The following is a 20,918-nucleotide window of genomic DNA, read 5'->3' as shown; positions in this document are numbered from 1 at the left end:
TGGTTTTGACGATTTAGTCATGATTATTGCTTGCGGTCTGCATAATTTTAGAATTACAAATTCATTGATTTTTAATCATATATAATTTTATTGAATATAATGTCTAATGTATATGAAAGATATAATCAAAAAATTCATGCCTTCATTTCAGCAGGATATTATTTCTGAAAATGAGGATGCTTACCGGAGTGAACTTGATGATCTTGAAGAACAAATTCATCTGATACCAGATAAAGAGCAGTCCACAACAGTTCATGCACACTTTTTCTATGCCGGATGCGATTGGTTTATACTTAGCTGGAACCGTGATGATGATATACTCTATTGTTATGCAATCCTTAACTGTGATGTAGAAATGAGCGAGTTGGGCTATACCCTTCTTTCCGACTTGAAGGAACATGGTCGCATAGAATTGGATTTTTATTGGGAAAAAAAATCTCTGGCTCAGGCTAAATACGATAAATATCCGGAATACTTTCCAGAACCTAAAGAAAATGAAATAATATGAGACAGGCACTATTAAATGATATACATAAATATCTGAAGAGCAAAGAAGGGCGAACTCAGGAAGAGAATGACTTTCTAATGCGTATTGAAAATGAACTACCTTATTTCCACATCACCAGTGTTCATCGTGATGATCTTATACATAAAGGCTTTGATGTCTCGAATGTGCAAGATTGCGATATGGAGACGCTTGCCCGGAAAATGTCGAATGATTACTGCGAACAACTATTCTGGACAAGTCTGGAAATTATTGCTGAAGATGGCTTGGGAATACCCAAAATATAAGATAATGAGATATACAGGAGATAAAGCCCGTGAAGTGTTGAAATACCTTCTTGCGGAAGTCTGTTACAAGCCCGATACAGAATGGGATTTAGGCGAAGAGGGACGGACGGTTTACAGGACACTTGAATATTACCTGGAACACGGATATCCCCGAAAGCCCCGCTATCAATTGGCTGATGGTGATTATGCCGTAAACGAATACGGATTATGTGATGGGCATTATAAGGATAAAAATATGTTCATTGCTTTCGACAATACCTCGGGTAATTGTAATGTCGAGGAGTTCGAGTTTGAAGAAGATGCTCTTAAGTGGCTCAATAATGACTACGAAGGTCCCGAAGATTTCAAAGGTAAAACATCAACATGTTAAGATTATGGCAACATGGACAAAAACAAATGATTATTATAACCGCGAAGTGGTCAAAGAAGATGTATGGAGCCGGAAATGTCGCAGAGGAAGAATCTACGTTATCGACAAAACTCCCTTTACTTACACTTTCAGTTGTGGAGCAAACAGTGACTTTTCCCATACTGGCTGCTTCTTTAGGCATAGTAAAATAACTACGGTAGAACAAGCAATGAACGTGATAGATATCATTGCTGACCGTTGGCTTATAGGTCAAGAGTATTCAGCATTGTTAGAAAAATATAAATAAGTATGGTAACACTTCTATACGAGCCATTTTCCGAAGAACGAAGGATGGTTCGCCGGTGTTGGAATGAACAATATGATTTCATTTCAAATTGGCTTGATTATTTATACCTGATGACCGGACGTGCAGAAACCGGAGATTACAAACTAATTAATCTATAAATATGGAAATCGGCACTCTATTCCGCTACAACAAACATGTTCTGGAAGTTTGTCAGGCAAAAGAAAACGCTTGTTCCGGCTGTATCGGCCTGACCAGACAAGCATCCTGCAAAAAACTTCCATTTTGTATAAAAGGTAAATACTTCCGCCGGTTATCTCCTTTCGAAGTACGTAGAGCCATTAAAAATAAAACAGAAATTTTAGACAGTTATAAACGATGAAAACAAACATAGCCCTGCAGGAAGAGTTCCTGCAGCATCAAATAGAGGTTACAATAACCGAATCCGAAGAAAAGGCACCGGAGTTTATCCCCGACTGCATCAAAAATATAATAATGAACCGGTTGTCAGATGTGCCCGAAGGTCAATTCGAAGCAGAAGAAACAGGCGGTTATTCCGGAACATGGCGCATCATTAAGCCGTTCGATTACAAAACAATTCTACGTGTTGTTATGTGGAAATACAACCACAGTATTGACGAATCATTGACAGAGGAACTATTCATAAAATACTTCGGAGGTTGTGACGGCAGGCACTTCTATTCTAAATGGCGATATACCATCAAATTCGATTTCATGGAAATGATCGGATATTTCCGCAGCAATGGAAACAAAGGGCAGATATTCTGCAATATGGTGATGGAACAAATCAACAAATACGAAAACAGAGAAAGAAATTATGCAGGTAAATAACGAACCCCTCAGAATAAAAGAAGTTGAAGGAGACAGCATCGAACTGAAAATAACTCCCGGAGCATTTCCCATACTGTATCAGCGCAAAATGTATGAATTAGTACATTTATCCGGTATGACAGAACAGCAGGCAAAGGACTACCTCGAAAACAATGCCTTTATCCTCGAACTCTTCTCCGATATAGGAACAGGCATTTTTGCTGTAGAAGCAGAAGCTACTGCAATGACACCCATCCATAACCCTTATACCGGCATGATCGTTCCAAACGATAATCTTCCCGAAGTAGAACCGGACCCGCTTAAATTTCTGGACACATCAATAGGTTTGCTTCAGGATATGAGCGGAGACCTGAGAATCCAAGTATATGACAAGTACGATTTTTCAATTGACCACATGGGCTATCTTGAAGAAGCCATTGAACTTATTGACGAAACTGTCGATAAACTGAATGAAATCAACCTGACAGAAGAAAGGGAAAAACGGGAAAAATCTAAAGCTGAAACTGAACAAATATAATAAATATGCATACAATAATTGAAGAACATTATACCCACCGAATTGAAGCTAAATTCAGTTGTTCCAACCCTGATAAAGAAATCGAAGAAATCCCGTTTCCGGTATATGCATTGATTGTGAACCATCTTGCAGATAATATCCGGAAAGGTAGTTTTGAAGGCAAAGATTGCAGTGAAAATATAGATGACAAACAACGGCATTATTATTCCGGCTCGTGGCGTATTCTCAAACCCACATTAAATTAATTGCCTATGACACGAATCAAAGGACAACTTACAACGGCTGATTACTTACCGATAGAAGAATTCAACAAATTAACAGAAAGCCTGCATCATGACAGGCTTTTTTTGTGGGAACTCTATTGCCGCCTGTCATTTTGTACAGCGCTTAGAGCATCCGATGTGCGCGATCTTAAGTGGAAGGATTTTCTGAATAAGAATAAGCTGGTAAGGACCGAAATAAAAACCCGAAAGACCAGAGAAATAACCTTTCACCCCAGTGTACAGGAAAAACTATCGGAGTTATATGAGTTATTGGAAAATCCTGATGTGAACAATTATGCTATTCTTAACCCCATAACAGGTAAGGCTTATTCTCTGGAGTACATAAACCGGAAACTGAAAACCTTCCGCGTAAAATATAGGTTGCCAATCAAATCTTTTTCATCACATACCTTCAGGAAAACATTTGGGCGGTATGTCTATGAAAAGAATAACAAATCTGCTGAATCCCTGATTCTCTTAAGTACAATATTCCGCCACTCCAGTATTGAAACCACTAAAGTATATATCGGATTGAGGCAAGAAGAAATAAACGGAGTATATAATTCCATCCAGTTTTAATAATCATAGTCATCTAAAAATGAAGCCGTATTGACAAATTGTTGATGTGGCTTTTTTCATTTCCAGCAAACTTCAAACAGTGCTCTTCACTAATCTTTAATACTAATCAGAAATAATTAATAAAGTAAATATGAGTCTATTAATAGGAATAAAACAGACGGATAATATCCGCTATATATCAGTATCAAACGAATACCCCCAAAAGTTTGACAGAATAGTTGCAACCCTAAGAAATTTCTATAAAACATCGGAAAAAGTACAAACTCTCATCAGTCTGGGCAATCTGAACTGGCTCGGCCCCTCTCCACACTATAAAAGTAAAGGAGATGATGATGTCGTAAACTGTGAATCCAAGATTCGTGACAAGAAATTAAGCCCGGGAAAGCACGGTTCAATGACTGTTACAGGTGAAGAGGAGTTTGTCAAGAAGATTGACAAACAGGAACGCGGAAGCCTTAAGTGTTGTTTCCTGTTCGAAAACAATCAGTGGTACATTCTTGTAGGAGGACACAAAGAAAATATATGCACTATTGACCAATCGGTATTGAAAAAAGATAGATTGATGGAAGGCCTGGAAGTCTTCAAATACGATCCGAACTCTGATTATAGCCGATTATCGGCAGAAAAATTCCATTCATGGAACGAAGTAAAACAAAAAGCTGACGAAGCAAGTACCACCTATTATATTTTCCGTAGCGATAAATTACTTACCATTATTACTCCAACCCCTAAAATACCGGAAGCACAAGCATGATATATCCCATTTTAGAAAATAAAATAGCCCAATCAGAACGTGCCTCCATCAACGAAAAGATACTAAATGCAATACAGTGGCAAAAAAAGGATTTTTCCAAAGAAGAGATATACAATTCTTACACGGGTATCGGAGGATTGCATAACCTCAACATGGATGATTATGCCAACTATAATGAATATGCCGAAGCGAAACGGGAATTCGAGATGGGACAATTCTTCACACCTCACAAACTTTGCAGGACGATGGTTGAACTTGTTTCACCGGAACCATCCGAACTCATACTGGATATGTGTTGTGATACTCTTCGTCCGAAAAGTAGAAAGAGCAGGAACTTATCACAACACAATTACAATATGTAATAAAGGACGGAAGTTATATCCGACAATCTATCATGCTAATAGTTATTATGTAGAAAACGGGGATTGCCTAAACTGGAATGCCGAAAGGCTATGAGGTCGGCCTCTGAATATCTGGAACGGCAACGGAGCTTCCGTAGTAGTCCGAGCAAGGGAAAGCCTTGTACATGGCGAAGGGAAGCAGTTAATATTATTTTAATACGTTTAACGGACAATGTGAGAGACATTATGAGAAATCCAGAAAAAGTATTAAACAGTCTTGCTGAACACAGCGAAGATTTTGGGTTCAGTTATGAATGTTTTTACAAAATAAAAATACCGACTTAGATACCGCCCGGGCATAAAAAAGGCGGCAAGTTCAATGTTTTACCGCCTTTTAGCCTATTGTGTTTGTTTATTATAAAGTACAAGAAGGGTTTATTTATTTAACTATTACCTTATAATACTTATCGGCAATAACAACAATGTATATGCCTTTATTCATGGGTTCTTTTGTTTTACCTGCCTTTAGGTCGAGCTGCTTATAAAGCGAACCAACTACTGAATAAATGTATGCGCTTGCATCAGCATCGGTATTTATGTACAATGTATTTTCGCCAACCCAAACCGACGATTTATTAATTTTATAATCTCCGAAAATGCCCAATGTCAAGTCTTTTTCAAGCATAATTTTCCAGGGTTCCGTAATTTGGCTGATTGTATATTTATAGTATGCGTTACCATCTATAAGTTCGCCTACAAGCTCTTCTTCGTCCCCTGAATTTACACCCTCAGCCTTGGCTCTAAATAAATTATTTTCGAAATAAGGGGTGGTAAACGAAAAGTCGTTATTTTCTAACACATAATATACTCCCGGTTCGGGGTCGGTTGTTGCACCTTCCGAATAAAGTATTTCGATGGAGTGAACATTAAAATTTATTATATTATCGGTGTCATCGCATTCGGGCTGTACAGGGTAATTTGCACCATTATCGTTTACACGGATGGCAAAAGCAGTTGTCGCCGACATTAATGCGGCAGCATTATTTACTGTAATTGTTATGGGGGTAAATTCACCGGGATTTACATTTGCAGCAGACGAACCTGTTTCGATAAGGTTTTCGGGCAAACATATTTCGCTATAAAGCGATGCGTATACAGGCGTGGTAAGCACCGATTGTCCTTGATTGAAAACATTTATTGTTATAGTAAGCATGTCGGCAGGCGCATTGTGTGTAAAATCCATCACGCCGGGTGTAGCATTGGGGATCTGGACAAAAACATCTCCGTTTTGATTGATTATTGCTCCCTGCACCAAAAAATTATTATAGGGTTGTTTGTTGTTGGAAAATATGGCGGCAGGAGATACCGGATGCCTTGTAACAGTCATATCTTCGTTAATATTCGTCCCGTTGTATGGCCACTGGTTCCATACCTTGCGGGCGGATGGCCAGGGTTTGGCAGGGTCGCCGGTTTTATAAATACTTACCATACCCTGCAAATTGGAACCATTCCATGGTGCGAAAGCTCTGGTAAGAATAATTTCGGCTTGTCCGTCTTCATCAACATCGGCTACAATAGGGTATTCGGCAACAGTGCCCGAATATGCAATAATGGGGGTAATTAAGTCTTTGTAACTACTTCCATCTTCTTTCAGGCTTTTTATATATAAGTTCTTGTCGTTTCGGCACACAATATCGGCTTTTCCATCTTGGTTAAAATCAAACATAGTAAGCCCCACTGTTTCGGAAAGGTTCGACACAATAGATCTTTGTTTTATATTCCCCGGTTGGGTTGTGTCATACTGGTAAGACGTCATACCAACACCAGTACCTTGTTGATTAAAAACAAAATCGGGATAGCCATTATTATCCAAGTCGCCTACACAAGGAATGGAGATATACCCATTACTAGCCCAAGAAGGAGAGCAAGCAATAATTTTTTTGGTACTTGGGCTCCAAACATAAAATTGAACCCGAACCTGACTGGTTGCGGACAAAGACTGGTAACCAATAACACAAACATCCAACAAGCCATCGTTATCAAAGTCTGCCAGCACGGTAGGGCCATCCATATACCCATTAAAGGCTTCGGGTATATCGGTTGTGTTTGCTCTGATTGTGGTATAGCCCGAAAAATCGGCAGCGGGTTTATATATTATGCTTCCGGCAACTACCTCCTGATAGCCGTCGCCATCAACATCTCCTATGGCAGGCATAAAGTAGCAACCGTCATAGGCTAAATTAACACTTTTACCCAAACGATGTGGATTACCATATCCCGTTCCGCCTGCCTCAAAAAGCATGCGCAATAAAAGAGCCCCAGTTTTGGCATCAAAAATATAAGGACCGGCTATCAGTTCGGCGTTTCCATCGCCATTCAAATCTGCCAGTTGAATAATATAGTGCTCGTTTGTTGACGGAGTTACAGCAAAGCCTGATTTTGATGCACCATCCGGATTGTAGCAGTATATTTTGCTATCGTTGGCCGACTGAATAAATATTTCGCATTTCCCGTCACCGTCAACATCGGCAATTGCTATAGATTGACCATGCGATGCAAAGTTTACCGTATTTACTTCTCTAACCGTATTTTTCTTTACGTTTACAATTACCAATCCATTACACCCAAACGCCTCACTATTAGACTTGAGCCTTGGCACAATTATTTCGGGGCCATCGCCTGTTAGATTGGCAACTAAAGGAGTTGTCATACTGTGTACTCTACTACTTCCATAGTTGGAATGTTCCATTATCGAAAGTGTTTCGGACTCAACCGGGTTAACATAACAATCTGAATTGATAATGTTATCAGGTTTGCCAGAAACCTGAAGGGTTATATTGGCTGTCGACGTATTTCCGTCGCAATTAATTTGGTAGCTAAGCATATCTGCTCCTGTAAATCCGGTGTCGGATATGTAGCTTATTGTCATATCGCCGTTTATGCTAACCGTTCCGTTAGCAGGTTGGCTAATAATTGTAAGTGTTGGGGTAGCACATGGGTATGTGTCGTTTTTCAAAACATTTACAGGTGTCAGTATTTCGCTAATAGCATATGCAACATCATCAACTGCCAAAACTTGCGCAATTGTTTTCTGTACTGTAAATAAACATACCAACGAAAGAATTATAAAGGATAGTTTTATTTTCATAAATTATTCGATATTAAGGAATTGTAAATAGGGTCTAAATTTTACACAAAATAAGGAAGTACTAAGAGTTAAATATTATTGCAAAACAAAAGTAATATTTTCTGTTCAAAAATTACCGTAAATTTCAGAAAAGCGGACATGTCGTTTAAAATCAGCATCATATTGGCTAAATTGTATCAGGAAAAACCTTCATATTGTTAGAAAGATGAAGGACATTAAAGGAAAGAGTAAATGGGCGCAACACATGATTGCCCGCCGTAGGAAAACGATTGCCGTTTGTTTGGATTGTCATCAGAAAATCCATGACGGAAAGCTATAGACTGAAAATATTAATGGAGAGCCGTATACGCAGGAATGTGTACGTACGGTTCGGAGGCGAGTGCTTGGAAACCTGCTATAGAAATATAGTAAGGTGCTTAGCCTACGCAATAAAAATCAATTTGCCAGTGCAGCAAAAATTAGCCCCAAACAAATAGACGAATTAATCCGGTTGGAAGATGAATTCGGATGCACGATTAACCAGAAATGCGGACTTCAGCAGCTGATAGACAAAGGGAAAGCCTATACCGCGATTACGGAAGAACTGGCAGATTTAGCCATCGGCTACGATTACAATCTACCAATCATAATACCGGAATCTGAGTCATGGATACTTCCGGCGGGAGCATTCGGTGAAAGTTGTGGACCCTCCTAACAAATTAAAAACATTATTATTTCAATCAATCTATTCTTAATTGATATTGATTAGTTCCATTATAGACTAAGCATATTATATTACTAGCACCATAATCATTATGCAAATACAACAAATCATTTCTGGTTTTCAAGTAAAGCGGCAACAGCTATCCGTAATAGTAGACAAGGTTCAACGGGGTAAGTTCAGGAATGTGGAAAATATTCCACGGATAAAAACACCTTGTATCATTTCGGATTTATTGCAGCCCATCGTTAATGAGCTGATGTCCGGATTACCAGAACTCAACCTTGATCCAGCTAGTGCCATGAAACTCCATATAAGAGGTGGCTATTACAAAGTTTATAATAGAGAGAATAAAGTAATTGGCCGTTTCTCCTGCAAGTTTGGCAAAAGCGTCAAAGTATATTATGCAAACGCCGAAGGAAATATATTTGGCGAAAACAAAGAGGTCAACAATTTATCGGAATTGGCTGCAATCATCAAAAGTAAAGCCAAATGAAAAGGCCATTAGGTAAAGATGACCTGAAAATTCTATCCGGCATCTTAGGTATTGAGAACGATATATTGATCGGTTTATCCGATAAAGATTTATTGAAGCATTCTCAAGCGAAAGCGCTTCTTATCAAAACAGAATACGATAGGTTGGTACAAGAAGGTAAAAATAAAAAATGCCGTATAATGGCAGACCTGGCAACAAAGTATGGTGTCTCAAAAAGTTATATCGAGATCTTCATATACAATAAAGTAAACGGTAAATCATACTATTGTTCTTGTTGTGGTAGAAAAATTTCCCTTTATCAATCAAAGAAAAACAGTGGCAAATGTAATATTTGTACAAATAAAAACGATTAAGAATGAGTAATAAAGCACATAAAGCTGATCTGATAGCGTCCATCCTGATGTCAAACTGGTTGTGGGTAGTAATAATCCTGGTTATTATTATCGGAATAGTGAAAGCCTGTGTCGGCAGCGATATCGATCCGATGGATAACAGCATCGTCAAAAGCAGGGAAATCGTGGAGCACGTAATCGTAACAGATTCCACCTATAACGGTTTCAGGGTGGTGTATGCAACTAAGAATAGTGTTACACAGGAACGGCTGGCAGAAATAAAAAGCCGGAAAAATATCCGGGATGCATTTGGAAGGCTGAAAAACGATGCGCCTATTCATTTTGGCAGTCTGTTGGAAACTGACATATATGATTTTGCTGAATTTGCTATCCGTTACGATGTCGATCCCGATATACACCTTCACAATATATTCATTGAAGGAAAGGATAAGTGTGATTTATACATCGGCCCCAATCCAAGAATTGAAAATCCGGCTGTCTTTTTCAATGCCGGGACTGAACAGGGAGCACAATATATCAGTCACGAAGATATTTATTGCCGTAGAAGAAAAGAAGACAGAATATATCGCTATTGGAAATGCTATGGAATTCATACAACATCTTCTGTTGACGAACGTTACAGTCATTTTTCCGAAGATGAAAGAGTGTGGTGAAGCTGTTTATTCTCTATATATACCGATAATTATACACTAAAAAATAAAGCTGGTATTTTCTTGTTTCAATATAATTAATACTATAAATTTGCGTTCTTATTTTAAATAAACTGAATGATTATAAGATTATTAATTGACTTCGATATAGATTCCATCATGAAGTAAAAGAAATTATGGCATTGGAAAAGTCGCAAATAAAATTTGCGAAATCAGAGGAAACGGGAGAAATGATCGGTTTTGTCTCACGTCACTCTAAAACGAAGAAATTGAAGGGAGTCCGGGAGGATTCAATATTCGGGAAGAAAATATGCGTATTATCTGAAGACTTAAAAGGTACAGTAGTCCCCAATATTTTATATAATGTCGAACTGAAGAATATGCATCAAAGTAATGGGTATGTTGTAGTTTCTGCCATACCGGCATTGTTTAAAGCCAGAGTCGACACTGTTATTGTCACAAAGAGCATCTATCAGGTAAATGTTTCATTTGGAAATAAAACAATCTACTTCGATCCTCTATCCGGTAAATCACCATCCAGTAAAACCATCGAGGGCGTACTTGGCATTATAAATGAAAGGATGGATATTATTTCTCAAAAGAAAAAAAATGATCAGGACGAAAATTATCCTGATGCAGGAATTGCCACCGATTGTGCTCATTCCTCGAAATACGGATTAACCCGGTTTCGGGGAATAGATTTAAAAACAGGAGAACAGATCTTTCTGAAAGATATTGGCAATAAAACCGTTAATATCGGCGAGTTTTTAGGGGTAGTTACAGCCATCCAATACATTATAGAAAATGATTATTCACCCCGAATTATATATACGGACAGCATAACGGCAATCGCATGGGTCAGAGATAAAAAGACTGCCTCGAAGAAGAATTATCCTGCACTTAAAAAGGCAGAAATCTTGTTGAAAACCATGTCGGAGGAGGTTGATAAAATAGAAATCAGGTACTGGGAGAATGAACGGCTGGGAGAAATCCCTGCCGACTTCGGCAACAAGAAAAAATAGATTTAATACTACTGCTATTGGCATTCACAACCTTGCGGTTTGTTGTATCGGAAAATTTAAGCACTAAAACTTCATAAAGAGAGGTTATGGCAAAAAGAAAAACAGAACTTAATCAATATATCAGTTTACTTGAGAAAGATTATTTGACTTTATTAGAAGATCATTTGACATTACGAGCCCTTAAGCTTGCAGGAATTGAAAAGATGCCCATATATAAGGGAATAGATTCTATTATAAAAGACGGGAGGATTGAAATACATATGAAACCAATAAAAGGAAAATATAAGTAATATAGAACAAGTTGCTTCTTTTAAGAAATCATTGTATGGGACAAAAGCTAGAATTAGATTCAATATAGTGAATAAATTTTTGAAACATATCTCAAGGCTTTCATCAATAAATAATTGGGTAGATATTGAAAATGAATATTATAAATTTCTAAGTAACTTTATAAATCCTCACACAGATTATCTATGTGAAATATCCCAATTAAATTCTGATTTTTCAAAAATAAAAGAACTTTTAGAGTCATATTTACGAATTGTTATAGAGAATTCTAATATACATAAGGATAACAATATTGAAGCTATTATTTATTCGGAATTTGAATTAAAAGATTTTACGGAGACTGGATTTGATGAAATAGCTAAAGTTGAACATGATAAAATACAAAATTTAGGCAAAGAAGATTGGGATAAATTAGGGATATCCCCCTTAACGATGAAAGAAATAGATTTATATAATGATTTAAATCTGAATGAGTTCAAGAAACAATTCTCAAGACCTAACATTGCAAAAAATCATTTTAATTTAACTCCCAATAATACCCTGTTTTTAAATTTTAATTATACAAACACTGAAAAATTATATTTAAATTATAATATTGGAAATCAAGATGTCATCCATATTCATGGGGAACTAGGAAATAATAAAAATCCTATAATATTTGGTTATGGAGACGAATTAGGAAAAGAATATTTAGAAATTGAAAACCTAAATGATAATAGTTATTTGGAGAATATAAAATCAATAAAATATCTTGATACTAATAATTAATTTAAGTTGCTACTTAAAATTTTCTAATAAAAAAGGCCAATCCATTACTTTTGCGGTGCTAACACACAAAACAGGATTGACCATGGTTATAAAAACCGTTGCAATATACGTATTTTTTGATGATATACTCAAATCTATGAATCACAGAGAGCCTGAAAGTCGTAAAACCTGCGATGCTGAAATCATAACCGTAGTTTTGATCGCAGCTCAATATTTCAGTGGTAATATTGAGAAATCTCTTTGTTTTGTACGTTGTACAGGCCTCATGCCAGATATGCTTAGTAAAAGCCGGTTCAATCGAAGGCTGCATAAAATAGGAGAGCTCATTAGCGAACTTTTCTTTCATGTAGGTCAAGCAGTCAAGGAACTGAATATAGGAACGACCTATTGTATAGACAGTTTTCCGGTAAGCGTTTGCCAAAACATACGGATTATCAACTCCAAGCTTGTTAAAGGTAAAAAATATCATGGTTATTGTGCATCCAAACGTACGTATTTTTATGGTTTTAAAGTACATATGATTGTTACCTCGAATGGCACCCCTGTGGAATTTACTTTTACAACAGGCAATAAGCACGACCTGGATGGACTTAAACAACTGCCTGTTAATCTGCCAGAAGGAAGTGAATTGTTGGCTGATTGTGCCTACACGGATTACCTGTTGGAAGAAATGCTTGCTGATAATGGAGTAAACTTGCTAGCTGCCCGAAAGAATAATTCCAAACATCCGCACAATCCATGTACTGAGTATCTGATATCGATTGGAAGAAAAAGAGTGGAAACTGCTTTCTCCGATATTGCTAAGTATATGCCTAAAAAGATTCATGCGGTAACTGATACTGGGTTTTTGATTAAACTTATTGCTTTCATCTGGGCATATACATTCGATAAATTATACAAACTATAAATAGCAACTTGAATTATTTTACTAAAAAACAGGGTGTAACCTGTAACGGTTACACCCTATTGATAGATTTGATAGGAAGTTATTATTTAACTTGCAATTTAGCAGAAGATTGAGCTCCTGAACCATCAATTACACGAACAATATATAATCCGCTAGCCAAACCAGACACATCTACTGTGTTTGTTTTGCTGTTGGTCAATACTTGTTGTCCTTGCAAAGAGAAAATTGCGATTTCGTTTACATCACCCTCTACGTAAACTGTATCGACAGCAGGATTAGGGTAGATTTTTACTTCTGTATTGCTTACGGCATTTGCGATGCCTGTTGTTGTATCTGCCTTACAATCACATCCTACTGTATAAGATTGTATTGGATCAATAAAAGCATTAGTTTCAATAGCGTCTCCGGTAGTTGCATTATAAATCTGCCAAACAAAAGCAGCACCTTCAACTGTCAGAACATCACCTTTTTGTAGAGGACTGTTAAACACCAATGAGGTACTTGTTTCTCCATATTCTTTTTGGTAGTTTCCTGTTGCATCCACTCCATTTATTTTAACATTATTCAAAAGATAACCACTGTTAGCCCATCTTGTGTTTTCATTTTCGTTATAAGGAGCGATATCGAATGTAACAGTCTTTAAGTCAGAAGATGTAGTTGCAGTAGCATAAGCCAGGAATTGTGTTCCATTATTACCTTGAGAAATAATCTTGTTACAGAATTCAGAAAAACCAGTTGCTGTGATATCAATATCCTTATTATTGTTTACTAACATACCTCCACCTGAGATATTTAAATAAGGATTTGATGCTCCACCTTCCCATTTCACTGTTATTGTTTTATCGGTGATGCTTCCATCCGATTCCGGCGTAATAGTTGAAGGTGTAACTGTAAGTCCTTTTGAATAAGCAAGTACAATATCACTTGTCAGGTTTTCTCCTGAAAGTTTAAATGTTTGTACACCTTGCTCCGGACTGAAAGATATTGCATCAACTGTAGTTGTAATAGCTGGTACATTTTGGCAATTACTTCCATAAGTGTACTCAAACTTTATTGTTGGCCATAAATTGTCATCCATTGAAGTTTCATATTCCAAAACACCGTTAATAACAATTTTAGCTCCCTGAGCAATTGTTGCCAAAGGTTTCAATGTTATTTGAGATGCAGATCCATGTGCCTGTGGCGCTTGATCGGGATCTTCCGGTGTTCCGATTGTTCTTTCAAAATAAGGAGCTCCACTTGCATCCCCATCTACTGTAATATCATTGATTATACCATCAACCCATCCCGAATTTCTGAAGTAAGTATTATTGTCTCCATCATAAGGAGCAATACTAATAACAATATTACCTTCACTGTTTGTTTCAAAAGTAATATAAGCAGTTGCTTTAGGATTATTCTCAGGCTTAATCAGATACCCGCAATATTCAGAAGGTATTTGTGCCGACAAGTTTAATACTGTTGCTACAACAAATAGTAATAAAAAGTTAATTTTTTTCATAATCTAATTAATTTAAGTTAGTATTAAGATTGGTTTAGTGTTTTCTATTTTATAAAGTAATCTTGACTCTTTTGACTTTAAATATTCGCATTGAAAAAGTCAAGATTACTCTTATTTATTACTGATGTCAATCGGTAGTTGGGTTTATTATAACAAAATGTTCTTTTCTATTCGACCTGTTTTTACTGTCGCGCCTCCTGCAGATGCCGTCTCGACTGACGGGTTTAAACGTGACATTTGGCTGATTGACGGGGTACCCACACAGCGCAAATAAGCGACACGAACAAAAAGCTGTTTGAGCATAGCCGAACCATTCTGATTTTAACAGTCTTTTGGTGCGAGTTATTTTTTGTTCAGCTTATTAAGCTGTATAGTGGGTCGGCAAGAAGCCTCGGTCACAGAAAGCCTTTTTGATTCCTTTTGAGGCTTTGGTCAATTAACAATCGAGGAGCGTAGGCGACTCAAAAGGGATGCAAGGAATTTTAATTCCGCGCAGGGTATCATATAATATAAAAGAACACTTTTCAACTACTGATTCTCATTATTTATACCAGAACGAAACAGGTGTTCCCGATTGGCTGTCGGTTGAAACCCACACCTGAAATTCTCCAGCCTCGGCACGCTTAACCTTGTCGGCATTCCAAAAAGCTAACTGTTCGTTTGTTAATTCAAACTTGACTGTTTTTGTTTCGCCGGATTTCAATGTTATCTTTTGAAAATCCTTCAATTCACGTACCGGACGGACTAGAGAACCAACTTTATCACGTATATATAACTGAACCACTTCCTGTGCATCAATTTTCCCTGAGTTTGTCACATCACACTCTACTGTTAATGTTTCGTTTCCTGAGATAGTATTTTTTGATAATCTAACATCCGAATAATCGAATGTAGCATACGACAATCCAAAGCCGAATGGGAACAAAGGTTTATCCCCCGCATCAAGATGGTAACTTGTAAAACCAATTGAAGTTTGCAGTGCGCCAACAGGAATATCATCTATCAAGTCGATATTATTTGCCGGACGGCCTGTGTTTTTATGAGCATAATAAACAGGTATTTGTCCAACCATACGGGGAATAGTCACCGGCAATTTGCCCGAAGGAACTGCCTCGCCAAATATTAGGTCAGCCAAAGCGGGGCCTGCCATTATTCCGCCATGAAACGAGAACAACACTGCATCAGCCGTCGACACTTCGTTTCCAATAGTAAGCGGACGACCTGCCATAACAACCATAACAACTGGTTTTCCCGTAGCCTTCAGAGCTGAAATCAGTTCGCCCTGAGCACCCGGCAGACTGATATCCGCCCTGCTGCGAGCCTCTCCCGAAAGAACGGACTCTTCGCCTACGAAAGCTACTACAACATCTGCTTTTTGAGCTGCTTCCACAGCTTTCTTTATTCCTTCCGCACTTTTGTCACGGCTATAAGTCAACCCTTTTTCCGCTACGATATTGTATTTCTTACCATATTCCTTTTTAATTGCAGTGAGAGGAGTTACGCTATGCGCAGGTTCGCCGTCGAAACACCATGTGCCTAACTGGTCGGCTTGAGAATCTAATAACGGGCCCACTACCGCAACAGTTTTTACTCCGTTCAAAGGCAACACATTTTTATCATTTTTCAACAAAACGGCACTTTCAATAGCGGCGTGTTTTGCTTTCTGAAGAGCATCATCCGTGTAGAAAGGCAATTCGTCATATTCCGGTGTGTATGGATTATCAAATAATCCTAACCTGAATTTCAAGCGCAATATGTTACGAACAGCATCATCTACAATGGCTTCCGAAACATTACCCGAATTCACTAAGTCTTTCAAATAGTTTATGTAAGCAAAACTCATCATATCCATATCCACATAGGCATTGGCTGCTATCAGAGCTGCATCCTTCAAATCGGCTGAAAAGCCATGAGGTATCATTTGACCGATAGATTCCCAATCGCTCACCAAAACACCGTCATATTTCCACTCTTTACGCAGAACATCGTAGTTCAAAAATTTGCTGCCCGACGAAGGAACCCCGTTGATATCGTTGAACGAACACATAAATGTTGCTGCATTTGCTTTGATTGCAGCCTCAAACGGAGGAAAGTATACTTCTCTCAGTTGCAACTCCGGAATCCATGTTGTGTTATAATCTTTACCCGATTCGCTTGCTCCATAAGCTGCAAAATGCTTGGCACATGCCGCCATAGATGTTTGGCTGGACAAGTCGTTTCCTTGAAAGCCTTTGATCATTGCAGCACCTATCACCGAAGTCAGGTAAGGATCTTCTCCGCACGACTCGGCAATACGCCCCCAACGAGGATCGCGCGAAACATCAATCATAGGAGCAAACGTCCAGCGTATACCGGCTGCAGATGCTTCTATGGCTGCTACTCTGGCTCCATTTTCAGCCACCTGAGGATTCCAGCTGGCAGCTTGCCCCAACGGTATAGGGAAAATGGTTTTGAAACCGTGGATAACATCGCGGGCAAACACCAAAGGTATTCCCAAGCGAGTTTCCTCTACTGCAATACGTTGAAGTTTGTTTACTGTCTTGGCATCTATTTCGTTCAGAATTGATCCTACTTTTCCTCCACGAATAGAAGAAACCATGTCATCAGACAGTCCCAATCCTGTCAATTGGTTCATCTGACCAATCTTTTCATCCAATGTCATTTTCGACAACAATTCGTCTATTTTCTTTTCTGTCGGGTCTTTCTGTTGAGAAAAAGACAACAAGTGAGAAAATACTATCATTCCGAAAATGAAGATCTTTTTTGTAGTCATAGTTTTAAGTGATATTGTATTTTTTAGTTAAACTTTATTTGTTTCGAGACATATTCGGTTGAAGCAAAATTATTGAAGATCCATAAAACCAAGCCCAAAAACCCACACACAAAAACTCAATTCGGAGACAATAAAAACTCAACATGACCTCTACATACCCATTTTTATATACCTAATAATTAATACATTACAAATGTATCTGCTTTATAACATATTTCATCATGTGTTACACTCAGAAAAAAGACGTAAAATCGTATACGAAAATCGGGCTAAAAAAATCATTTTAACATTTAGTTAATACTAATATCAAAAAGCATTGATATGAAAAAGTTTGCCGTTATATGTTTGGTTATTATTCTATTTCCAATCAACATTTATGCTATCTATCCGTCGGTTCGCAATTTTGAAAAAAGAGACACAAAAGCAGGAACCCAAAGTTGGGACATAATACAATATCAGAACAATTGGATATATTTTGCGAATAATAACGGATTACTCGAGTTCGACGGAAACCGTTGGGCTATTTATCCGATAGGAAATCATACAAATGTCCGCACCTTGTATTATGACAAACAAGAAGACCGAATATATGCCGGAGCTCATAACGAGTTCGGCTATTATGCACGTAACGAATATGGTATATTGTCTTATCATTCGCTTGTGGATAAAATACCTTCTTCCGACAAAGAGTTCAGGGAAATATGGAAAATTCATAAAATAGACGATGCTGTTTTTTTCAGGGGAGAAAATGAAGTATTCTGCTACAAGGCAGACCAGATAAAACGGATAAACTATCCGAACAAAATAGATTGTTCGAACGTAATATATAATATATTGTGGATAGCAAGCGGTAATGACGGTGTATCTATGCTGAACGGAGACATCTTTTTGCCACTTCCGAATTCGGATATACTAAAGGGCAAAAGAATCTGTGCTATTTTGCCATACAGCAAGGACGACATACTCTTTGTTACCGATTTTCATGGCATATTCATTTTCGATGGAGAAAAGGTGATGCCTTTTCAGACCGATATTGATGAGTTTATGAAAGAAAATCAGGTTTTTTGCGCCGCCATCAACGATTCAAAATTGGCCATAGGGACGGTTATGAACGGACTGGTGGTAAAGGATTTGAAGAATAACAGCAATGTGTACTCCAATATACACTCCGGATTGCAAAACAACACCATACTCAGTCTCGCTTTCGACAGGCAAAACAATTTGTGGCTGGGATTGGACAAAGGCATTGACTATGTTATGATTAATTCTCCCATCTACGACCTTTTCGGAAACGATCAGCAATATGGTTCCGGATATGCCTCATTCATTAAGGGGAATACATTATACTTAGGTACGAATCAAGGTTTATATGCCACATCATACCCTTTAAGGACAACGCCCGAACCACTCAACGTACGATTAATAAACCGAATGCAAGGGCAAGTGTGGTGTCTGACCGAAATTGACAATACCCTGTTTTGCGGAACAGACCACGGCTTGTTTATTATAAACGGAAACGAAGCCAAACAATTGCATGGCATCAGCGGAACATGGGCCATAAAGGAACTTAAATCGCATCCGGGACATATAATCGGGTCTTCTTACCAGGGATTTTTCATTTTGAAAAAAGTGAACAACGAATGGAAATTCTCGAACAATATAAACAACTATACCGACAATGGCGGTATGTTCGAGATAGACAACGATGGCAGCATCTGGTTTAGCCACTGGCTGAAGGGCATATCGAAACTGCGATTGAACGATGCGCTGGATAGTGTCGAATCGGAAAGTTTCGGAACAAATAAGGGTTTGTATACAGACCGTGAAAATGCAGTATTCAAAATTGATAATAAAATAATAATATCCAGCAGCGGCGGTTTCTTCGAATATGACAAAACGAACAACAACCTGAAACACTCTGATAAAATGGAGAACCTTTTCAGTATACAGCCGAATTCGGTGAGGCTTTACGAATCTCCCAAAGGCGATATCTGGTGTGTGACCGCCAACTCGCTGAATGTAGCCAATAGGAAACCGAACGGAAACTTTGTTCTGAATACCAGCACATTTTCGTCTCTCAAAGAAAAATTGAATTCGGGATTCGAAAATTTCAACCAGATAAATGATTCAACAATGATTATCAGCACAACCGACGGGTTTGCGTGGCTCGATTTGAAAGGCAGAAGTTCCAATATACCCGACATGTTTAAGGTTGCGATACGAAATATCTTCATCACAAACGAAAACGACTCCATAGTCGGCGGGTATCAAATTGCTCAGAACGAAATACCTGAATTCAGTTACAGCCACAATTCTATCAGGTTTGAATTTGTTGCCCCTGAGTTCAGGAATGACAACTCGGTATCTTACAGCTTCATACTCGAAAATTATGATACAGACTGGTCGCAATACTCGTCTGTCAATGTCAAAGAATATACCAAATTGCCCAAAGGAACATATACATTCAGGGTTAGGGCACAAAGTCAGTTGGGGCAGGAAGTTGTGGAAACCGCTTTCGAGTTCACCATACTTCCGCCGTGGTACGAAAGTCCTCTGGCATTGTTCGTTTACGCTCTATTATCTCTGTTTTTGATTATCCTGTTGTTCCTGTTCGTAAAAAAGAAATCGGAAAAAGGCGCCCGGATGATGGAAGCTCAGAAACAAAAAGAAATGGATGAGCAAGAAGAACGTTTTTTGGAAGAACAAAGAGAGAAGGAAAAAGAAATAATTGCCCTCAAAAATCAGCGTTTGCAGTACGATTTACGGCATAAATCGCAGGAATTGGCAAGTTCGACCATGAATTTGATCCGAAAAAATGAGATTTTGCAAGAAATAAACGAAAATATCGACAAAATTTCTTCTGCGCTGAAAAATTCGGACGAATCGACCGACATAAAGAAGAAGCTGATAAAAATGCAGCATGACATAAAACTCAATATAGAAAGAGACGATAACTGGAAAAAATTTGAGGAAAACTTCGATATGGTTTACGAAAACTACCTGAAAAGGCTTAGCGAACGTTTTTCTTCCCTGACAGTAAATGACAAAAAACTTTGCGCATACCTGAAAATGGGACTAAGTTCGAAAGAGATCGCTCCTTTGTTGAATATGACTTTCAGAAGTGTGGAAATGAGCCGGTACAGGCTTCGCAAGAAGATGGACTTGGAGCGGGATGTGAATTTAACTGATTTTCTGCAAAATTTCTGATGTAGAATTGTTTTTTATCTAATGTCTGTATCTTTGTTTTTCAATTACTGATTGGCTTTAATTATGCTAATCTGTATTTGGATTTTCTATAATAAAAACGTTGGTTTACATTAGTCGTTGTAGGGGCAGGCTTCTAGTCTGCCCGAAAGTAGGGGCGTAAAATTTTACGCCCGAAAAGAAAAATATATACGGGCGAATGTTTATTCGCCCCTACAAAATATCGAAAATAATTCAACGTTTTAAGTAGCGAGAGCAGAAGCAAAATTTGTTTTGATTATGCCGAGTCACGACAACCAACGGTCACAGGAGCGAAGCGTATGTAAAACGACTAATGTAATTGATCGAAGGCAAACT

Annotated in this window: 23 protein-coding genes and 2 pseudogenes; 22 read left to right on the top strand and 3 right to left on the bottom strand. The window is 38.1% G+C overall.

The window, feature by feature from the left end; all coding sequences use genetic code 11:
- The first annotated feature begins 112 nt into the window (after window positions 1-112).
- The 12 genes and pseudogenes from D0T56_RS03700 to D0T56_RS03645 all read left to right on the top strand — a co-directional run.
- Window positions 113-508, top strand: coding sequence for a hypothetical protein (locus D0T56_RS03700; protein ID WP_163318780.1), 396 nt, complete (start codon window positions 113-115; stop codon window positions 506-508).
- A complete protein-coding gene (locus tag D0T56_RS03695) occupies window positions 505-792 on the top strand; it encodes a hypothetical protein (protein WP_163318779.1) in 288 nt (95 codons plus the stop codon). Before D0T56_RS03700 ends, D0T56_RS03695 begins: the two co-directional genes overlap by 4 nt.
- 4 nt (window positions 793-796) lie before the next feature.
- A complete protein-coding gene (locus D0T56_RS03690) occupies window positions 797-1,162 on the top strand; it encodes a hypothetical protein (protein ID WP_163318778.1) in 366 nt (121 codons plus the stop codon).
- A 4-nt stretch (window positions 1,163-1,166) separates the two neighbouring features.
- On the top strand, window positions 1,167-1,448 hold the full coding sequence (locus D0T56_RS03685; RefSeq protein ID WP_163318777.1) for a hypothetical protein: 282 nt from the start codon (window positions 1,167-1,169) through the stop codon (window positions 1,446-1,448).
- 2 nt (window positions 1,449-1,450) lie between these two features.
- On the top strand, window positions 1,451-1,606 hold the full coding sequence (locus D0T56_RS03680) for a hypothetical protein (protein ID WP_163318776.1): 156 nt from the start codon (window positions 1,451-1,453) through the stop codon (window positions 1,604-1,606).
- 2 nt (window positions 1,607-1,608) lie between these two features.
- Window positions 1,609-1,827 (top strand): hypothetical protein, encoded by a 219-nt coding sequence (locus tag D0T56_RS03675; protein ID WP_163318775.1) that lies wholly within the window; start codon window positions 1,609-1,611, stop codon window positions 1,825-1,827.
- Window positions 1,824-2,297 carry a hypothetical protein gene (locus D0T56_RS03670; RefSeq protein WP_163318774.1) on the top strand — a complete coding sequence of 158 codons (474 nt, stop codon included), beginning with the start codon at window positions 1,824-1,826 and terminating at the stop codon, window positions 2,295-2,297. Before D0T56_RS03675 ends, D0T56_RS03670 begins: the two co-directional genes overlap by 4 nt.
- Window positions 2,284-2,814: a hypothetical protein gene (locus D0T56_RS03665; RefSeq protein WP_163318773.1), complete on the top strand. Its 531-nt coding sequence runs from the start codon at window positions 2,284-2,286 to the stop codon at window positions 2,812-2,814. Before D0T56_RS03670 ends, D0T56_RS03665 begins: the two co-directional genes overlap by 14 nt.
- Window positions 2,815-2,819: 5 nt before the next feature.
- Entirely contained in the window at window positions 2,820-3,059 is a 240-nt protein-coding gene (locus D0T56_RS03660; protein ID WP_163318772.1) for a hypothetical protein, read from the top strand.
- Between the two features lie 6 nt (window positions 3,060-3,065).
- On the top strand, window positions 3,066-3,656 hold the full coding sequence (locus tag D0T56_RS03655) for a tyrosine-type recombinase/integrase (protein WP_163318771.1): 591 nt from the start codon (window positions 3,066-3,068) through the stop codon (window positions 3,654-3,656).
- Window positions 3,657-3,786: 130 nt separating this feature from the next.
- A complete protein-coding gene (locus D0T56_RS03650; RefSeq protein ID WP_163318770.1) occupies window positions 3,787-4,410 on the top strand; it encodes a hypothetical protein in 624 nt (207 codons plus the stop codon).
- Window positions 4,410-4,709, top strand: a pseudogene (locus D0T56_RS03645) (N-6 DNA methylase); the annotation flags it as partial. The gene D0T56_RS03650 and the pseudogene D0T56_RS03645, both read left to right, overlap by 1 nt.
- Window positions 4,710-5,190: 481 nt before the next feature.
- On the opposite strand, the gene D0T56_RS03640 reads toward D0T56_RS03645, so the two are convergent.
- A complete protein-coding gene (locus tag D0T56_RS03640) occupies window positions 5,191-7,899 on the bottom strand; it encodes an FG-GAP-like repeat-containing protein (protein ID WP_163318769.1) in 2,709 nt (902 codons plus the stop codon).
- A gap of 187 nt (window positions 7,900-8,086) precedes the next feature.
- Here D0T56_RS03640 and D0T56_RS16875 point away from each other — a divergent pair.
- The 9 genes and pseudogenes from D0T56_RS16875 to D0T56_RS03600 form a co-directional block, all read left to right on the top strand.
- Window positions 8,087-8,218: pseudogene (locus tag D0T56_RS16875) on the top strand (hypothetical protein); the annotation flags it as partial.
- A 93-nt stretch (window positions 8,219-8,311) separates the two neighbouring features.
- A complete protein-coding gene (locus tag D0T56_RS16585; protein WP_185153829.1) occupies window positions 8,312-8,593 on the top strand; it encodes a hypothetical protein in 282 nt (93 codons plus the stop codon).
- Between the two features lie 100 nt (window positions 8,594-8,693).
- Window positions 8,694-9,095, top strand: coding sequence for a hypothetical protein (locus tag D0T56_RS03630; RefSeq protein ID WP_163318768.1), 402 nt, complete (start codon window positions 8,694-8,696; stop codon window positions 9,093-9,095).
- Window positions 9,092-9,448, top strand: a complete 357-nt coding sequence (locus D0T56_RS03625; RefSeq protein WP_163318767.1) for a hypothetical protein — start codon at window positions 9,092-9,094, stop codon at window positions 9,446-9,448. Before D0T56_RS03630 ends, D0T56_RS03625 begins: the two co-directional genes overlap by 4 nt.
- Window positions 9,449-9,450: 2 nt before the next feature.
- The gene (locus D0T56_RS03620; protein WP_255491020.1) at window positions 9,451-10,101 is read left to right on the top strand and encodes a hypothetical protein; all 651 of its coding nucleotides are present in this window, start codon (window positions 9,451-9,453) and stop codon (window positions 10,099-10,101) included.
- 173 nt (window positions 10,102-10,274) lie between these two features.
- Window positions 10,275-11,120 carry a hypothetical protein gene (locus D0T56_RS16705; RefSeq protein WP_255491019.1) on the top strand — a complete coding sequence of 282 codons (846 nt, stop codon included), beginning with the start codon at window positions 10,275-10,277 and terminating at the stop codon, window positions 11,118-11,120.
- Window positions 11,121-11,206: 86 nt separating this feature from the next.
- On the top strand, window positions 11,207-11,410 hold the full coding sequence (locus tag D0T56_RS03610; protein WP_163318766.1) for a hypothetical protein: 204 nt from the start codon (window positions 11,207-11,209) through the stop codon (window positions 11,408-11,410).
- Complete coding sequence (locus tag D0T56_RS03605) at window positions 11,403-12,176, top strand: AbiH family protein (protein ID WP_370458782.1); 774 nt, start codon at window positions 11,403-11,405, stop codon at window positions 12,174-12,176. Before D0T56_RS03610 ends, D0T56_RS03605 begins: the two co-directional genes overlap by 8 nt.
- Before the next feature lie 136 nt (window positions 12,177-12,312).
- Window positions 12,313-13,083, top strand: coding sequence for an IS982 family transposase (locus D0T56_RS03600; RefSeq protein WP_163318764.1), 771 nt, complete (start codon window positions 12,313-12,315; stop codon window positions 13,081-13,083).
- Between the two features lie 82 nt (window positions 13,084-13,165).
- Here D0T56_RS03600 and D0T56_RS03595 read toward each other — a convergent pair whose 3' ends face one another.
- On the bottom strand, window positions 13,166-14,584 hold the full coding sequence (locus tag D0T56_RS03595) for a T9SS type A sorting domain-containing protein (RefSeq protein WP_163318763.1): 1,419 nt from the start codon (window positions 14,582-14,584) through the stop codon (window positions 13,166-13,168).
- Window positions 14,585-15,125: 541 nt separating this feature from the next.
- Window positions 15,126-17,327, bottom strand: a complete 2,202-nt coding sequence (gene bglX, locus D0T56_RS03590; protein ID WP_255491026.1) for a beta-glucosidase BglX — start codon at window positions 17,325-17,327, stop codon at window positions 15,126-15,128.
- Window positions 17,328-17,678: 351 nt separating this feature from the next.
- On the opposite strand from bglX, the gene D0T56_RS03585 reads away from it, so the two are divergent.
- On the top strand, window positions 17,679-20,564 hold the full coding sequence (locus D0T56_RS03585; protein ID WP_163318761.1) for a triple tyrosine motif-containing protein: 2,886 nt from the start codon (window positions 17,679-17,681) through the stop codon (window positions 20,562-20,564).
- Window positions 20,565-20,918: the final 354 nt, after the last annotated feature.

Source organism: Dysgonomonas sp. 520, from assembly GCF_010501095.1.
Lineage (GTDB): Bacteria > Bacteroidota > Bacteroidia > Bacteroidales > Dysgonomonadaceae > QVMP01.
This window is presented reverse-complemented; position numbering and strand designations above follow the sequence as displayed.

Excerpts from the sequence above, each read along its gene's own strand:
- D0T56_RS03700 (WP_163318780.1), top strand. The coding sequence starts at position 113 with ATGAAAGATATAATCAAAAAATTCATGCCTTCATTTCAGCAGGATATT.
- D0T56_RS03695 (WP_163318779.1), top strand. The coding sequence starts at position 505 with ATGAGACAGGCACTATTAAATGATATACATAAATATCTGAAGAGCAAA.
- D0T56_RS03690 (WP_163318778.1), top strand. The coding sequence starts at position 797 with ATGAGATATACAGGAGATAAAGCCCGTGAAGTGTTGAAATACCTTCTT.
- D0T56_RS03685 (WP_163318777.1), top strand. The coding sequence starts at position 1,167 with ATGGCAACATGGACAAAAACAAATGATTATTATAACCGCGAAGTGGTC.
- D0T56_RS03680 (WP_163318776.1), top strand. The coding sequence starts at position 1,451 with ATGGTAACACTTCTATACGAGCCATTTTCCGAAGAACGAAGGATGGTT.
- D0T56_RS03675 (WP_163318775.1), top strand. The coding sequence starts at position 1,609 with ATGGAAATCGGCACTCTATTCCGCTACAACAAACATGTTCTGGAAGTT.
- D0T56_RS03670 (WP_163318774.1), top strand. The coding sequence starts at position 1,824 with ATGAAAACAAACATAGCCCTGCAGGAAGAGTTCCTGCAGCATCAAATA.
- D0T56_RS03665 (WP_163318773.1), top strand. The coding sequence starts at position 2,284 with ATGCAGGTAAATAACGAACCCCTCAGAATAAAAGAAGTTGAAGGAGAC.
- D0T56_RS03660 (WP_163318772.1), top strand. The coding sequence starts at position 2,820 with ATGCATACAATAATTGAAGAACATTATACCCACCGAATTGAAGCTAAA.
- D0T56_RS03655 (WP_163318771.1), top strand. The coding sequence starts at position 3,066 with ATGACACGAATCAAAGGACAACTTACAACGGCTGATTACTTACCGATA.
- D0T56_RS03650 (WP_163318770.1), top strand. The coding sequence starts at position 3,787 with ATGAGTCTATTAATAGGAATAAAACAGACGGATAATATCCGCTATATA.
- D0T56_RS03640 (WP_163318769.1), bottom strand. The coding sequence starts at position 7,899 with ATGAAAATAAAACTATCCTTTATAATTCTTTCGTTGGTATGTTTATTT.
- D0T56_RS03630 (WP_163318768.1), top strand. The coding sequence starts at position 8,694 with ATGCAAATACAACAAATCATTTCTGGTTTTCAAGTAAAGCGGCAACAG.
- D0T56_RS03625 (WP_163318767.1), top strand. The coding sequence starts at position 9,092 with ATGAAAAGGCCATTAGGTAAAGATGACCTGAAAATTCTATCCGGCATC.
- D0T56_RS03620 (WP_255491020.1), top strand. The coding sequence starts at position 9,451 with ATGAGTAATAAAGCACATAAAGCTGATCTGATAGCGTCCATCCTGATG.
- D0T56_RS16705 (WP_255491019.1), top strand. The coding sequence starts at position 10,275 with ATGGCATTGGAAAAGTCGCAAATAAAATTTGCGAAATCAGAGGAAACG.
- D0T56_RS03610 (WP_163318766.1), top strand. The coding sequence starts at position 11,207 with ATGGCAAAAAGAAAAACAGAACTTAATCAATATATCAGTTTACTTGAG.
- D0T56_RS03600 (WP_163318764.1), top strand. The coding sequence starts at position 12,313 with ATGAATCACAGAGAGCCTGAAAGTCGTAAAACCTGCGATGCTGAAATC.
- D0T56_RS03595 (WP_163318763.1), bottom strand. The coding sequence starts at position 14,584 with ATGAAAAAAATTAACTTTTTATTACTATTTGTTGTAGCAACAGTATTA.
- bglX (WP_255491026.1), bottom strand. The coding sequence starts at position 17,327 with ATGATAGTATTTTCTCACTTGTTGTCTTTTTCTCAACAGAAAGACCCG.
- D0T56_RS03585 (WP_163318761.1), top strand. The coding sequence starts at position 17,679 with ATGAAAAAGTTTGCCGTTATATGTTTGGTTATTATTCTATTTCCAATC.